General features: G+C 36.6%; 15 protein-coding genes. 14 read left to right on the top strand and 1 reads right to left on the bottom strand.

What is annotated here, in order from left to right:
• Positions 1-326: 326 nt before the first annotated feature.
• A complete protein-coding gene (locus MT489_RS15155) occupies positions 327-1,121 on the top strand; it encodes a family 16 glycosylhydrolase (RefSeq protein WP_244682403.1) in 795 nt (264 codons plus the stop codon).
• Positions 1,122-1,128: 7 nt separating this feature from the next.
• On the top strand, positions 1,129-1,317 hold the full coding sequence (locus MT489_RS15150; RefSeq protein ID WP_244682402.1) for an FIMAH domain-containing protein: 189 nt from the start codon (positions 1,129-1,131) through the stop codon (positions 1,315-1,317).
• Between the two features lie 416 nt (positions 1,318-1,733).
• Here the strand turns inward: MT489_RS15150 and MT489_RS15145 are convergent, their stop codons facing one another.
• Positions 1,734-3,473 (bottom strand): ABC transporter ATP-binding protein, encoded by a 1,740-nt coding sequence (locus tag MT489_RS15145; protein ID WP_244682401.1) that lies wholly within the window; start codon positions 3,471-3,473, stop codon positions 1,734-1,736.
• Positions 3,474-3,706: 233 nt separating this feature from the next.
• Between MT489_RS15145 and MT489_RS15140 the strand changes: the two genes are divergently transcribed.
• The 12 genes from MT489_RS15140 to MT489_RS15085 all read left to right on the top strand — a co-directional run bounded on the left by MT489_RS15140 (position 3,707) and on the right by MT489_RS15085 (position 15,370).
• Positions 3,707-5,089: an ABC transporter permease gene (locus MT489_RS15140; protein WP_244682556.1), complete on the top strand. Its 1,383-nt coding sequence runs from the start codon at positions 3,707-3,709 to the stop codon at positions 5,087-5,089.
• Between the two features lie 13 nt (positions 5,090-5,102).
• Positions 5,103-6,611 carry an ABC transporter permease gene (locus tag MT489_RS15135; RefSeq protein ID WP_244682400.1) on the top strand — a complete coding sequence of 503 codons (1,509 nt, stop codon included), beginning with the start codon at positions 5,103-5,105 and terminating at the stop codon, positions 6,609-6,611.
• Between the two features lie 60 nt (positions 6,612-6,671).
• A complete protein-coding gene (locus tag MT489_RS15130) occupies positions 6,672-8,492 on the top strand; it encodes an ABC transporter substrate-binding protein (protein WP_244682399.1) in 1,821 nt (606 codons plus the stop codon).
• 121 nt (positions 8,493-8,613) lie between these two features.
• A complete protein-coding gene (locus tag MT489_RS15125; protein WP_244682398.1) occupies positions 8,614-9,627 on the top strand; it encodes an AI-2E family transporter in 1,014 nt (337 codons plus the stop codon).
• A 2-nt stretch (positions 9,628-9,629) separates the two neighbouring features.
• On the top strand, positions 9,630-9,998 hold the full coding sequence (locus tag MT489_RS15120; RefSeq protein ID WP_244682397.1) for a CidA/LrgA family protein: 369 nt from the start codon (positions 9,630-9,632) through the stop codon (positions 9,996-9,998).
• Positions 9,991-10,680 carry an LrgB family protein gene (locus MT489_RS15115; RefSeq protein WP_244682396.1) on the top strand — a complete coding sequence of 230 codons (690 nt, stop codon included), beginning with the start codon at positions 9,991-9,993 and terminating at the stop codon, positions 10,678-10,680. Before MT489_RS15120 ends, MT489_RS15115 begins: the two co-directional genes overlap by 8 nt.
• Before the next feature lie 232 nt (positions 10,681-10,912).
• The gene (locus MT489_RS15110; RefSeq protein WP_244682395.1) at positions 10,913-11,980 is read left to right on the top strand and encodes a phosphotransferase enzyme family protein; all 1,068 of its coding nucleotides are present in this window, start codon (positions 10,913-10,915) and stop codon (positions 11,978-11,980) included.
• 116 nt (positions 11,981-12,096) lie between these two features.
• Positions 12,097-12,435, top strand: coding sequence for a DMT family transporter (locus MT489_RS15105; RefSeq protein WP_244682394.1), 339 nt, complete (start codon positions 12,097-12,099; stop codon positions 12,433-12,435).
• 1 nt (position 12,436) lies between these two features.
• Entirely contained in the window at positions 12,437-12,751 is a 315-nt protein-coding gene (locus MT489_RS15100) for a DMT family transporter (protein ID WP_244682393.1), read from the top strand.
• 75 nt (positions 12,752-12,826) lie between these two features.
• Positions 12,827-13,507, top strand: coding sequence for a PspA/IM30 family protein (locus MT489_RS15095; protein ID WP_244682392.1), 681 nt, complete (start codon positions 12,827-12,829; stop codon positions 13,505-13,507).
• Between the two features lie 67 nt (positions 13,508-13,574).
• Positions 13,575-14,603, top strand: a complete 1,029-nt coding sequence (locus MT489_RS15090; protein ID WP_244682391.1) for a TFIIB-type zinc ribbon-containing protein — start codon at positions 13,575-13,577, stop codon at positions 14,601-14,603.
• Positions 14,597-15,370, top strand: a complete 774-nt coding sequence (locus MT489_RS15085) for a TPM domain-containing protein (RefSeq protein WP_244682390.1) — start codon at positions 14,597-14,599, stop codon at positions 15,368-15,370. The genes MT489_RS15090 and MT489_RS15085 overlap by 7 nt, the downstream gene beginning before the upstream one ends.
• Positions 15,371-15,432: the final 62 nt, after the last annotated feature.

Below are 15,432 nucleotides of genomic sequence, written 5' to 3'. Positions count from 1 at the left end.
TTTTTTGAAGTGAACAGAAAATATTGACCGTTTGGTTTAACAAATTTATGATAAAAATAATAATTTGATATTTTTCTAATGGTTTATTTTCAACGGGATAAATTACATCAGTTTGTTTTAAAATGAGAGCACTTACATTACTTTGGGTTAAAGAAAGGTAGGTGAAAAAATAACTATTTACTTTGCAGCTTGTTGATGTAGTTGTGGAAGAAATCTACGGAGTATTTACTGACACCAACGACATAACATAGGGTTGATCTAGAGTGCATACCATCATATTTTATAATCTAAAAATAATAGAAGTTTATTTAGAAGAGAGATGATATATGCTGAAAACAAACTTCAAGGCAGTATCAATTTTTCTAATGATTCTCGTATTTTATATTGGAGGGATTCCATTGCGTTCAAATATTAATTCGGTTGAGGAGAGAAGTATGGGGTTTAAAGATCACTTTGATACATTTGATCCAACTTTGTGGTATAGGTCGGATGGTTGGGCAAATGGGGCAGATTTTGGCGTGGCGTGGTTAAAAGATCATGTAGAGTTTTCTGATGGGAAAATGATGCTTCGACTAGACGATGCCCCAAATAATCATAATAAACCTTATACTTCTGGTGAGTTTTCCACTCTTGAAAAGTATAGCTATGGACGTATAGAGGGACGACTAAAAGCCGCTAAGGGTGTTGGTCTCGTCACTTCTTTATTCACATATTCTAAGCATGCAGATGAGATTGATATTGAAATCTTAGGAAAGGATACGACCAAGTTAGAAACAAACTTTTTTGTAAAGGGAGTACGGGGAATAAATGCTCATGCAATCATTGATCTAGGATTTGACTCCTCAGAAGACTACCACGACTATGCTATAGAGTGGTCTCCAAATTATATTAAATGGTTTGTAGATGGTAAATTGGTTCGTACTGTAGATGGTAATGGAATTGAATTACCTTCCGAACCTTCCGCTATCATGGCCAACTTGTGGTCCGGTGCTGGTGCCGCTGCAAGAACGTGGACAGGAGAGTTTGTTTATCCTGGTAGCAGTGTACGAGCTTATTATGATTATATTAAGTTCACTCCTCAAAAAGATGATGATAGCACAGAAACTCCTACTGTGAGTTAAAAAGTATGTGCAGGAACAACTAGGAAACTTTATTGCAGCTGGAGATGTAAGTGGTCCAATTAAGAATCAATTATTGAACAGTTTAAAACAGGCTGAGCAGCATTATGAAAAAGGACATCAAAAACAAGCTATCAAGACAATGGAAGATTTTATCAAACGCATAAATAATAAGGGATTCAAAAAATATTGCTCCTGATGCAAAAAGAGTCCTAATAGAAAATGCTGAAGCATTGATTCAGGTATGGTCTGAATAGTTGTAGAAACTCAAAGGAAGTACTTTGAAAATGTTGGCCATTAATATTTTCTATTAAATAATGGATAATAAAAAAAGACCGCAGTTATTCCAGCAACTACGGTCAAATACAATAGAAGTTCCCCAACAAGGGCGCGGCAAATAGGTTAGAAGAAAGTAGGCTTCTCCATCTTGAACTCAAGAGGCCTATTTCTTTTTGTTGAATGATAACTTGACACGATTAGTAAGCCGAGTTGAAGCAACAATGCTATTGTTTCAAATGTTGTCATTACAGTATCTTCCCATTCTACTATTAATGGGGGGTAAGCCTAGTCTATTGTAAATAATCTATTATAGTATGAATCTCTTGGTTGTTTTTACTAGTTCCTCGGTATTGCTACCCAATGTCCTTTCGACACCTCTACTAGCTCAGAATTCTGTAATCCATATTTATCTTCATCCGTTTGTTCCGTCATTAATACTCTTTTTTTCTGTGATTCTACTTTTGGATCTGGAATGGGAATGGCAGCAAGAAGCGATTTTGTATATTCGTGCTGTGGGTTGCTGTACAATTCTTCACTTTCTGCAAGTTCTACAATTTTTCCCGCATACATAACGGCAACGCGGTCGCTTATATGCTTCACCATTGATAGGTCATGGGCGATGAATAAATAAGTTAATCCTAGTTGCTGCTGAAGGTCTTCCAGTAATGTCACGACTTGTGATTGAATCGAAACATCGAGTGCAGACAGTGGCTCGTCACAAACAATAAATTTTGGTTCTACTGCAAGTGCCCTTGCTATCCCAATTCGTTGGCGCTGTCCGCCAGAAAATTCATGTGGATAGCGATCGGCATGGAAAGGTTCAAGCCCAACCATATCAAGCAGCTTCTCTACCTTTTTTCTTCTTTCTGCACTGCTTCCACTTAATTGATGGATATCTAAAGCCTGTCCAATAATATCTAGTACTTTATATCGCGGATTAAGTGAAGAGTACGGGTCTTGGAAAATCATTTGCATATGGCGACGCATCGTTTTCATTTCACTTTTTGACAGACGATTGACCGCCATTCCTTGGTATAGGATTTCACCGTCTGTTGGTTCATAAAGCCTTAAAATAGCTCGGCCAGTCGTTGATTTTCCTGAACCCGATTCTCCAACAAGTCCAAGTGTTTCTCCAGGTTTTATATGAAAGTTAATATTATCGACCGCTTTTAACACATTTCCTTTACCCATATCGAAATATTGTTTTAAAGATCTGACATCAAGTAAAGGCGTCCCTTTATCAACCGTGCCCAAAATTAATGGAGTTTTTTTCGGCTTTTTCTTCTCATCTAATCGAGGTAATGCATTTAATAATCTTTTAGTATAAGGATGCTTCGGGCTTTCAAATATTTCTTCTGTTGTACCGGTTTCAACTACTTCCCCGTCTTTCATGACGACTACACGGTCGCACATTCCAGCCACAACCCCGAGATCATGTGTAATTAAAATAATAGATGTCCCGAATTTTTCCTGAATATCTTTCATAACGTTTAAAATCTGTGCTTGAATCGTCACGTCAAGGGCAGTTGTTGGTTCATCAGCAATCAACAATGTTGTGCGACAAGCTAAGGCAATCGCGATCATGACTCTTTGTCGCATCCCACCAGAGAATTCATGTGGATATTGATTATAACGTGCTTCACTGTTACGTATTCCTACGAGCTTCAAAATTTCAATTGCTTCTTTCTTAGCTTCCTTTTTTGAAAGTTTTTGATGCTTAATCAGGCTTTCAGAAATTTGTTTTCCAATTCGAATGGTAGGATTTAACGAAGTCATAGGATCTTGGAAAATCATCCCGATATCCCGCCCTCTGATTGCTTCCATTTCCTTTTCTGTCTTAAATGCCAGGTTTTCACCTAGAAAGGTAATCTCTCCTGCTTTCATATATGAAGGAGGTGAAGGAAGGAGTCGCATGATACTTCTCGCGGTAACACTTTTTCCACTACCTGATTCTCCTACAATCCCAAGTGTTTCGCCTTTTCTTACTTCAAAATTTATGCCACGAACAGCTTCGAATTCGCCGTCTCGGGTATGAAAAGATACGCGTAAATCTTTAACTTTTAAAATAGGCTCCAATTTTTCCACCGCCAAAAAAATCTAATTATTGACTTTCTAATAAAGCTAAAATAAACTATACTATACCGGTCGGATTAATGCAATTAGACTTTTATATACTAAAAGTGTGGTCCTGACATAGAAAGAAACATCACGGAATATGGGGGAGGGAATCATTATTGAAAGGGGTCATGGAGACGAACAAGAAAACTCAAAAAGGTGAAAGTGTTCAAGCCTTATTAAGCCGTACATATATGAAGATGCAGTTACGTCCTTCTTATAAATACTTGCTTTGGATACTAGGCTTGCCTGTTCATATATTTGTGTTTTTCTTCTATCTATATAAACGAAAAAATGATTCCTATTTTGTAATATTAGAAGAAACAAAGAAATCTTTGCTCGCAACTGGATACAAGGAAGCATTAGAGCGAGAATTTCAAAATCAGCTTGTACGGAAACAAGAATTTTTTAAAGAAAAAATAAATCAGCATGAGATTGATCAGAAAGCGAAGAAATGGGCAGAAGAAAAATATCAGAAGACATTATTGGAAAAAACAAATGAAAACCTTGAAAAACAAGGGGAAAAAAGATTAACGTTTGAAGCTGTATTTCAAAGTCTAATCTCGAACCCGCTTTTTTTAATGGTTTCATTTATTCCAGGCTTGCCGATGTATATAGTTATTCTTTTGTACAGTAATGCCATTCTAAAATATATTTTTGAACGATTGATTATGAGTATATTCGTTATTCTTGGTGTAGCTATACTCGTTTTTACAATCTTATATCTATCTCCATTTGATCCTGCAGCAAATATACTCGGTGAAGCTGCAACGAAGGAACAAATTGCGAATTTTAACCGATTATATGGTCTGGATCAATCTTATTTTATCCAATTATGGGATGCGCTTAAAGGAATTGCTACATTTGATCTTGGGAAGTCATTTACCGGAAATGAACATGTAGCAACAAGTATCGCGAATAAATTTCCTATTACGTTTAAACTTACGATTTTTTCATTGATTATGGCTGTTGTAATCGCGATTCCAATTGGGATCGTATCAGCAACAAAACCCAATTCGTTTTTCGATTATTCGTTTATGTTTATCGCTCTTATTGGATTATCAATACCGAGTTTTTGGCAAGGGCTTATTTTTATCTTGAATTTTTCTATAAAATTGCAATGGTTTCCGGCAACTTACAGCCCACAAAACTGGCTGTCGATTATTATGCCAGTCGTTGTGCTTGGTACGGGACTGACGGCTTCAGTTGCAAGGATGACACGTTCGTCTATGCTAGAGGTCATTAATGAAGATTATATAATTACCGCCAAGTCAAAAGGTCTTAATCAGCGTCATGTTTTATGGAAGCACGCAATTGGAAATGCGATGATTCCCATCATTACAGTTATTGGTCTTCTTTTCGGCGGGATGCTTGGTGGGGCGGCAGTTACGGAAAAGGTGTTCAATATAAGCGGGATTGGGAGTTACATCGTAGATAAACAGTTTATTCCTGATATTCCGAGTATTATGGGCGGAGTTGTTTATATTGCCATAACGATTTCATTAGTAAATGTCTTGATAGACATTTTATATGCATTTTTCGACCCGCGTATCCGTTCGAAAATGAAACAATATTGAAGCAGGTGTAGCGATGGCAAGTATCGTGAAAGAAATAAGCAGTTTTCATAAAAAACATGCTATAAAACTATCAACAGAATACACACAAGCAAATTTCACATGGATTTCTTCCTTAGTACTAACGGTTATTCTTTTTATTAATAGTTTCAATTTTACTGCAAAAACGATTAAACCTATGCTGTTCAGTGTTTTTCTCGCATATCTTCTATTTACCTTATTGCAAATTTTGATTACGCTCGTCATCAAAAAAGATTTGAAAAAAGAAGGTTATATAAAAAAATCAACGAGAAGATTAGGGTATGTTCAGCTATTCAGTTTACTTACTGGAAATCTGTTTGTCGTTGCTTTTGCATTTAATCTTATAAAAGAAAAGAAAACACCGGAATATACCTTCGCCTATTACATGTTGGTTAACCAGATTTTTATCATAGCTCTTTCGGCTCTTAATCTGTTTAAACCTTATGTTACGGATACATTTCCACTGGCGATGCTCATTTTGCTTGTAATAAGTGCATTTTATTTAGTGGTACTTATATTAGTTGCAAAGCAAGGGAAGAGAGTCCCGAAATGGATGAATGTTGTTGCAATTGTGCTAATGGTGACTTCGTTAACGGGGAATTTATTTGCGTTATTGCTCGGGATTAACTTGTTGACTCAAAGAGGCAACAGCGATAAACCAAGTATCGGCAAGTGGAATGTGATTTGGGAGAAAATTACTCGAAACACGACTGCAATGTTAGGAATGTTTTTTATCGTTTTCGTATTTTCGGTATCTGTGTGCAGCCTTTTTACGTTTGATTACGACATGGCCACTGAGAATAATTATGAGGTCCTATTGCAAACTCCAAGTCTAGCATATCCGCTCGGAACTGATAATTTTGGTAGGGACTTATTTTCCCGAATCGTATTTGGAGCAAGAATTTCACTCATCGTTGGATGTATTTCTACGATTATCCCAGCAGTTGTCGGTGGAATATTAGGAGCGATTGCAGGATATTACAGCCCGCGCACAGATAATGTCATCATGCGTTTGCTAGATATTTTATATGCGATTCCAGGAATTCTGCTCGCGATTGCGATTATCGCAGCATTTGGTGCTAATACGATGAATTTGATTTTGGCACTAAGTGTTGGGTCGATTCCTACTTACGCCAGAACAATGCGGGCGAATGTACTGATGGTATCTAATTTCGAATATGTTGATTCAGCCCGAGCATTGGGCTCCAGCGATTTTTCGATTATTTTCAAGCAAATTGTGCCGAACTCACTTGCACCTATGATTGTAAAAGCTACCCTTACAATTGGCTCTGCCGTTATTGCAACAAGTAGCTTAAGTTTTCTTGGTCTTGGAGTTGAGCCGCATATCCCTGAATGGGGAAATATTTTAAAAGTTGGTAGTACGTATCTTGAGTCTCATTCTTATCTGGCTATTTTCCCAGGGCTAGCGATTATCATGCTCGTATTGTCGTTTAACTTTTTGGGTGATGCGTTAAGGGATGCTTTAGATCCGAAGCTTGATTAAATTTTGTTTAGTTTCAGCGCCTATAAGACGCTTTTACATTTATTATTAGGAGGAAAGAAAATGAAAAGAGGCATATTGCCATTATTATTAGCATTTATTCTCGTGTTGGCTGGATGTGTCAATACGAAATCCAATGTTCAAAATGATGAAAAATCCAATGAAGGTAATAAATCTGCAAATACATCAAAACCAACAATTGAAATTCTTGGAATGAGCACTAGTGAGGACGATATGAACATCGTTCGCGATCAGCTTATTAAAAATGGTTTTGACGTAAAATTAAATATCCAACCAGACTATGGTAGCTTTACAACGCAAAAAGATGCAGGAAACTATGACCTAGCGGTTTCTAGTTGGACAACTGTAACAGGAAATCCTGATTATGCGGTTCGCTCACTTTTCAAAAGTGGTGGAGATTATAGCATTATGTCAGATGAAGAAGTAGATAAGTTAATTGATCAAGCAGCTACAGAAACACCAGATCAATTCGCTGATACGTATAAGAAATTTGAAGATCGTCTTGTTTTTGATAAAGCATATATTGTACCACTTTATAATTCTTTTAAAGCACAAGGTGTGAACAAGGATATTGTAAACGTGGATACTGTAAGACTAGCAAAATCTCGTGCCGTTGCATGGGAAACAATTGATTTTACAGATAAATCAAAGAGAGAAACCGATCCATTAATCGTCCAACAAGCTATTGGAGCATTGACATCACTTGACCCAATTAAGGGGAATGATGGTTCAATCAATACACTTAATACAAATATGTATGTTCGTCTTGTGAATTTAACAGATGATGATGTTGTAACTTCTGACGGCTCACTTTCATTGAATCACAGCATTGCAGATGGAAACTCAGATTATTATTTCTTATTAAGAGACGATATTAATTTTGCGAAAATCACTGATAAAAAAGCAGTCGATTCTGGTGAGCGTGTTGGTGCGGATGACGTAGTATTCTCACTAAACCGTGCAAAAGACAAAGACTCTGTACCAGATCACCGCACATATAGCTTACATGAGCATATTAAGGATGCTGAAGTTGTAACGGACCTAAGCGAGCTTGATTCCGTGAAGCAATCAGGAGGAAACGGAACAATCCGAGAAGCACTTGAAGATGGATTAGATGTAAAAATTAAAGAACTAGTTACAGATAAAAAGGATGCAAACAATAAAGATGGTAAATACCAAGTTGTAAAAGTTACGACTACGGAGCCATTCCCACAAGTATTGAATTATTTGGCGCATCAATCTGCAGGTATTGTATCGAAAGCACAAGTGGAAAGCATTAATACGTATGATGTTGCTTCATTTGACCCAGCGAAAGATATTCCTTACGGAGATCAAAATACAGTAACTGAAGGCGACCAATACAATAACCATCTCTACGCAAGTGGTCCATATATTTTATCTTATAAAAATGATTATGAAGCAGTTTTCTATAAAAACCCTGCATATATGAAGGGAACAGATTTCGAACCAAGAATTTCTCAAGTGACAGTTCGCTTCATTGCTGATGCTGATAGTGCATTATCGGCATTGCGAAATGGTGAAATTTATTTATTCAATGGTGTTCCTGAAACAAAATATGATTTAGTTGAAGGTGACAGCAAACTTCACTTGCAAAAAAATAAGAGTAATGCAGTAGCTTACTTGCTTGTCAATACATCAAATCGCGAAGTTGCAAAAAGCGAAGATTTAAGAAAAGCGATTCTTTACTCTATTAATCAAGATGAGTTTATCAACTTCTATCAAGGTAATAAAATGAAAGCTTCTTCGACTGTTAGCCCGCTCGTACAAACAGGAAACGAACTCAAGGCTGATTCTGCGAAAGCGAAAGAATTCTTAGGAAAATATCAAGAAATTAAAAAATAAAATCTCTAGTCTACTCCAATTACATGTTGGAGTAGATTTTTTGTTATCAGAACTCTTGTAATCGTGGGCTTTTATGTTGATAATAAAATAGTAGGAATTGAAATAAGGGGAAATGAAACGGATGAGTATGCAAGAGTTCTTTCAAAAAAAAGGCGTTAAACGATTCATCATTTTTGGATTAATCGTTTTTATCTTATATTTGATGAGGAGTATGATTAATTTAATTTTACTCACATTCATCTTTGCATTTTTAATGGATCGGCTAGTAGAATTTACGGCAAGACGAATTCCTATAAACCGGAAAATACTCGCACTAATGCTATATACGTTAATTGTCGGATTGTTGACGTGGGGACTTGTGAAATATTTACCAATTATTACATTGGAAATTACTCAATTGGTGAGGAGAATAACCGCGTTTTATGCAGAGCCGCATGATAATGTAGTGATTAATTATATTGAATCAATTATTGCGAGTAAACAAATCACTGCTTATTTGGAAAATGGACTTTCGTTCTTGCTGAGATATTTTAGTGATATTAGTAAAACAAGTATTCAAGTATTGATTGCGTTAATTTTAAGTTTGTTTTTCTTATTAGAAAAAGTGCGCCTAAAAGAATTTACAGCTAAATTTAAAGATAGTAAGATTGCTCCGTTTTATTATGAAATTGAATTTTTTGCACAAAAGTTTACACGTACGTTTGGAAAAGTCATTGAAGCTCAATTTATTATTGCTATTGTAAATTGTGGATTAACGGTAATATCTTTAGTGATTTTAGGGTTTCCTCAAATATTTGGCTTGGCCATTATGATTTTCTTTTTAGGCCTCATTCCTGTAGCTGGTGTAATAATATCGTTAGTTCCGCTTTGTCTGATTGCCTATACAATTGGCGGTTTTGTAAAAGTGCTTTACGTCGTTGTGGCTATCATGATTATTCATGCTATAGAAGCATATATATTAAATCCCAAATTAATGTCCTCTAAGACTGATCTACCTGTATTTTATACATTTATCGTCTTGATTTTTTCTCAAAATTTCTTTGGAGTTTGGGGACTTATTATCGGAATTCCAGTGTTTGTTTTCTTATTGGATGTTCTCGGTGTAACAAATAAAGAACCGCAGTTGGAGACTTGAAAGTGAAGATAGTTAAAATAATTTTACAGATTGCGCTTCTATATCTTATCTTTATGCTCGGAAGTTGGATTCAAAAGACGTTGAATCTCTTCATTCCGGGCAGTATTATTGGCATGCTCATATTATTTATATTGCTAGCGACAAGTATTTTTAAGCAGGAATGGATCGAAAAAGGATCTTTCCTGCTCATTAAATATTTGCCCTTACTATTTCTTCCTGTAACGGTTGGAATTATTAGTTTCCCAGAATTATTAAATATAAAAGGAGTTCTATTGATTATTATAATTTTGATTAGCACCGCTTTGGTAATGATTACTACGGGTATGCTGACTCAACAGTTACTTCGTAAAAGGCGGTATGAAAATGAATGATATTTTAATAGGATTACTTGCCGTTTTCGTTACATTCATTGTGTTTTTTGCCGCTAAAACGTTAAGTCAAAAGTTTCCTCATCCGCTCACTTTACCGGTACTAACCTCAACCATCGTCCTTGTTATAGGATTATTGTTATTTCGCATACCGTACGAAACATATTTCATCGGTGGAAAATGGATTGAAGGATTTTTAGGACCGGCTGTTGTCGCATTGGCTTATCCACTCTATCAGCATCGAAAAATACTTAGGGAGTATACTTTTCCTATTTTGATTGGTACTTTCTTCGGCTCGGTTTTGGGAGTCACAAGTAGCTTAGTGTTGGGAAAATGGATAGGATTGGACCACATTCTTTTACTTTCTGTTTTACCTAAATCAGTCACTTCACCGATTGCTATGGACATCGCAGCTAGCATTGGTGGATCTCCAACTTTAGCCGCCGTGTTAGTCATGGTAGCTGGAATTGGAGGTGCTGTCATGGGTCATTCCATATTTCGATGGGTCCGGATTGACCACCATCTAGCCAAAGGACTCGGAATGGGGAGTGCATCGCATGCAATCGGCACCGCACGATCAATGGAAAATGATTTAAGAGAAGGAGCCGCCAGTACAGTGGCAATGGTACTTAGCGCTATTTTTACATCCGTGATTACCCCGATTATTGTGGCGGTATTATTGTAATAATATTTTTGAGTAAGTATATTCTGAAAAAAGTGTAAGGTTACCAGAGTTGTATTGGTGCCCTAAGTCAATAAGAAAAATGAACGGGAGGTCACCAATAGTAGCTTTGGTGACCTTAGTCATAGAGAAAAGTTAATGTAAGGTCACCAATAACAGCATTAACTACTAAGTCTTTTACATCTTAATCTAAAAATAAAATCGTAATCCACTATTTATGAAGGAGGGGAAAGTAATGGTTAATTATCCTAATGATGCATCGGACAATGCGAGAGGTGGGAGGCGAGGTCTTAGGGCTATTCCTACAAAAGATCTTTTTGAAGCAATCCGTAATGCTTTCAATCTACGAATCTCTAATGATGTTATCGACTTAGGAGGATCTTCAAATTTAAACTTACTTGTAACCGCTAACAATCAGAATTACGTTATTCGCGTTTATCGGCCTTACGTTAACAAGGAAAGGCTCCTGGATATTCAAAAAGTGCGTAGAAAATTAAAAGAAGAGGGAGTACCGACCACAGAAGCGATATTAACTAAAGATGGACAATCTTATATAGTATACAACCACCGTCTAGTTGAAATGGAACCACATATTGAAAGCGATCAAGAAATGAATAATTGGGACCGTGTTAAAAAAGGTCTCCCTATACTTGGTAAAATTCATACGATTTTAAAAGATATCCAGGTTAGTAACGAAGCAAAATATCCACTCTTTGCAAATTACATCAAACCTGAAGATGTACGTGCCAATTCGTTTAAAGGAATCGACCGTATTAGAGGATGGGAAAACTTATCAGATGAAGAGAAGAAACTTGCTGATGCAGCGGAAGAGTTAGCAGATCTTTTATATGGTAAAGAAATTCCCTTAGTTTCAACCCTCCCGCGCCAGCTTGTTCATGGAGACTTTTGGGATAATAATATATTTTTTCAACAAGATCAAGTAGTTCTTGTCACTGACTTTGATTTTATGGGAGAAAGAGCACGGATTGATGATCTTGCACTGACTCTATATTTTTTATCCTTTCAATTCAAGTGCATGACAACAGAGGAGAGCATCGCTCGTCTAAGCAGTTTGGTTCAAGCTTATGAGAGTGGTTTAGGTGAACCTTTATCAGATACTGAACGAAAAGCCCTTCCTTTAGCACTAGCAAGGCAGCCGCTTTGGTCAATCGGAGGGTGGATTGTCTCCCTTGATGATGAGGAAACAGCTCGAAATCACGCTAATGGAATGTTTTCTCAGGTTGAATGGGCGTTAAAAATTATGAAAGACTTAGATAAATGGCAGGAAGCTTTTTCTAGTTGAAGATTCTATCGTATGTTTGACAGAACAATCATTTTGGTTTTCCAAACTCTTCAAAAACATAATACCTTTGTATGTGTTAAAATAAAGCCAATTCATTTTATGGAGGAATCGTTTAAGTGGGTTGGCTTTATGTTCTTTTTGCTACCATTGTAGAAGTTTTTTGGGTTGTTGGACTTAGATATTCAACGACAACCCTAGAATGGATTGGAACCATTATCATGATAGTGTTTAGTTTCTTTTTTATTATTAAAGCTTGTGAAAAATTACCTGCTGGAACGGTCTATGCTGTATTTACGGGATCGGGGGCTGCTTTAATTGTTCTCGTCGATATTATTTTCTTTCATGCAGATTTCTCTATTTATCAGTTTTTATTTATCGGCTTAATTATTGTTGGAGTCATTGGAATTAAAATGACAACAGAAACAGAAACTTCAAAAGAAGCAGGTGAGAAATAAAATGGCATGGATTTATCTTGTTATTGCCAGCTTCGGAGAGATATTTGGAGTAATGAGCATTAACCTTTTTCTTCAGAAAAAATCAATCGGCAGACTGTTTCTTATCGTTACTACATTTGGACTTGGATTTGTTTTTCTTTCTCTTGCTATGAGGGATATCCCATTAGGAACTGCTTATGCCGTTTGGACTGGGCTCGGTGCTGCAGGTGCTGTTATCATGGGGATACTATTTTTCAAGGAATCAGCGGGCTGGAAGCGAATTGTTTTCCTATTGTGTATCATCTCAGGCGCAGTAGGATTAAAACTGCTTGGTTAATTTTTTATAAAAAATGAAACTTTTTTTGAATGAAACGGGTATATACATTAAAGTTAAAAATTTGAGGAGGGCATTATGGGAATCTTATCAAGGTTTAGAGACATTATGGCGAGTAATATTAATGCGTTATTAGACAAGGCCGAAAATCCGGAGAAAATGATTGATCAATACATGCGGAACCTCAACAGTGATTTAGGAAAAGTAAAGGCGGAAACAGCTTCCGTCATGGCTGAAGAACAAAGATCGAAAAGATCTCTTGATGAGTGTAAAGCGGATATTGAAAAAATGCAAAACTATGCAATAAAAGCTGTGGAAGCCGGAAATGACGATGATGCGAGAAAGTTTTTAGAAAGAAAAGCACAATTAGTTTCCAAGCAATCTGAATTACAAGAAGCATATAATTTGGCAGCCAATAATGCCTTTAAAATGAGACAAATGCACGATAAGCTTGTAGAAGATATCAGTGAACTCGAGTCGCGCAGAACAATGCTTAAAGGAAAAATGGCTGTTGCAAAAACGCAAGAACGATTGAATAAAATCGGGTCTTCGATAACAGGAGCAGGTAATTCCATTTCTGCATTTGAAAGAATGGAAGACAAGGTGAATAAAGCCCTTGACGAAGCAACCGCTATGGCAGAGTTGAATACTAGTCCTAAAGATGACATAAAGGACTTGGCGGCAAAATATGATAGTGATGATACAGGCGTTGACGATGAGTTGGCCGCACTAAAAACATCATTGAAAAACAAAGAATAAAATAAGAATCCTTAAACGAAAGCTGTAGCTTAGGCTACAGCTTTCGTAGATGAAAGAGGTGAAAAGGATGATTTTACAATATAAATGCCCGAACTGTGGCGATGATATGACTTTTGACAGTGAAACGGGTACGCTTCGTTGTCATAGTTGTGGGAGAACGGAAAACATAGAAAACTTTGATGAAGATTTAATCAAAACTACGTTTTCTGAAGGGGAGGCGAAAGAATATCACTGTAATAACTGCGGTGCTGTTGTCATTACCGATGCAGATACAACTGCAACCAATTGTAGTTTCTGTGGGGCTGCGGTAGTATTGGCCGATCGGCTTTCGGGGATACTTGCTCCCGGAAAGGTCATTCCCTTTTCCATTAGTAAGGACGAAGCAATTCAAGCATTCAAGACATGGTGTAAAAATGGGCGTCTTACGCCAAAAGGTTTCATGAATGCGGATCGAATAAAAAATATCACAGGTATGTATGTTCCTTTTTGGTTGTATGATTTAAATAGTAGAGTAAAGGTGAACGCTACGGGGACAAAGGTTCGAACGTATACTCGAGGAGATTATATTTATACGGAGACACAATTTTTTGATGTATATCGTCATATTAATCTTGATTATATTAAGGTACCAGTAGATGCATCGGAAAAAATGGTTGATGGAATGATGGATAAACTTGAACCATATCATTATACGGATTTAAAAGATTTTAAAACTCCTTATCTCGCAGGGTATCTTGCGGAAAAGTATAATTTTGATGATAAGGAATTGTTACCACGAGTAAAGTCAAAAATACAAGGATTTATAGACTCATATATTAGTTCTACAATTTCCGGATATTCTACGGTTTCATATAAAAATAAGCAGATAGATACGAAAAAAATGAAAAGTGTTTACACTCTATTTCCTGTATGGATGGTCTATTATGACTATGATAATGCAGAGCATACTTTTGCGATGAATGGTCAGACGGGTAAAGTAGTTGGAAAACCTCCTATAAGTATGGCAAAAGTAGGCATGTGGTTCGGAGGCATAGCGGGTTCAACTTTCATCCTACTAAAACTCATTTCGCTTGCTTTAGGTGGTGGTTTATGGTGAAAAAATATTTATTTATTTTTGCTTTTCTTTTGATTCTATGGCCATTTTCCATTAATGCTCATGCAGCAGAACAGAAAATCTATGACCATGCTGGACTATTAAATAATGATCAAATTCAAAGGCTGGAAGCGTTGGCTAATGAATATGGAGCAAAGCGGGATACGGACTTCATAATTTTGACTACGAATGATGCTGACGGAAAAGATATTGAAGATTATATGGGAGATTTTTATGATGAAACAGCTCCCGGATATGATAAGCCACATGGGAATACTGTCATTCTTGCAATTGATATGAAAAAGCGCGATGTTTTTTTAGCAGGATTTAAAAAAGCTGAGAAATATTTAGACAGTAGTCGTTTAGATTCGATACGGTATAAAATCACCCCAGATTTGTCTAGCGGAGACTATGAACACGCATTCGAGACTTTTATTAAAACTTCATATAAATATATGGGATTTCGCCCTGGTGTAGATCCTGATAATTTATTTTTCAATATATGGTTCCAAATCATTTGTTCACTTGGAGTAGCAGGAATAATTGTTGGAATAATGGCTTATAATTCAGGCGGGAGAATTACGATTAATAGCAGTACGTACGAAGACAGGAATAAATCAAGGGTATTGGATAAAAGAGATGTCTTTATTAGAACTACGACAACGAAACGAAGAAAACCGACGGAAAGCAGTGGAGGAGGAGGCCGTGGTGGCGGTGGTGGATTTACAAGCGGCGGTCACTCCTACAGCGGAAGCCGAGGTAAATTTTAATAAAAAGCTTGCTAAATTAACCAATCTGGATTAGAGCGAAAATCAAAATCTAGCCAAATCAA

Source organism: Lederbergia wuyishanensis, from assembly GCF_022900255.1.
In the GTDB taxonomy this organism is placed as follows: Bacteria; Bacillota; Bacilli; order Bacillales; family Bacillaceae_C; genus Lederbergia; species Lederbergia wuyishanensis.
This window is presented reverse-complemented; position numbering and strand designations above follow the sequence as displayed.

Bases quoted from the DNA above. Each gene is read 5' to 3' on its own strand.
- MT489_RS15090 (WP_244682391.1), top strand. From the start codon at position 13,575: ATGATTTTACAATATAAATGCCCGAACTGTGGCGATGATATGACTTTT.
- MT489_RS15095 (WP_244682392.1), top strand. From the start codon at position 12,827: ATGGGAATCTTATCAAGGTTTAGAGACATTATGGCGAGTAATATTAAT.
- MT489_RS15155 (WP_244682403.1), top strand. From the start codon at position 327: ATGCTGAAAACAAACTTCAAGGCAGTATCAATTTTTCTAATGATTCTC.
- MT489_RS15125 (WP_244682398.1), top strand. From the start codon at position 8,614: ATGAGTATGCAAGAGTTCTTTCAAAAAAAAGGCGTTAAACGATTCATC.
- MT489_RS15130 (WP_244682399.1), top strand. From the start codon at position 6,672: ATGAAAAGAGGCATATTGCCATTATTATTAGCATTTATTCTCGTGTTG.
- MT489_RS15115 (WP_244682396.1), top strand. From the start codon at position 9,991: ATGAATGATATTTTAATAGGATTACTTGCCGTTTTCGTTACATTCATT.
- MT489_RS15100 (WP_244682393.1), top strand. From the start codon at position 12,437: ATGGCATGGATTTATCTTGTTATTGCCAGCTTCGGAGAGATATTTGGA.
- MT489_RS15110 (WP_244682395.1), top strand. From the start codon at position 10,913: ATGGTTAATTATCCTAATGATGCATCGGACAATGCGAGAGGTGGGAGG.
- MT489_RS15135 (WP_244682400.1), top strand. From the start codon at position 5,103: ATGGCAAGTATCGTGAAAGAAATAAGCAGTTTTCATAAAAAACATGCT.
- MT489_RS15140 (WP_244682556.1), top strand. From the start codon at position 3,707: ATGAAGATGCAGTTACGTCCTTCTTATAAATACTTGCTTTGGATACTA.
- MT489_RS15085 (WP_244682390.1), top strand. From the start codon at position 14,597: ATGGTGAAAAAATATTTATTTATTTTTGCTTTTCTTTTGATTCTATGG.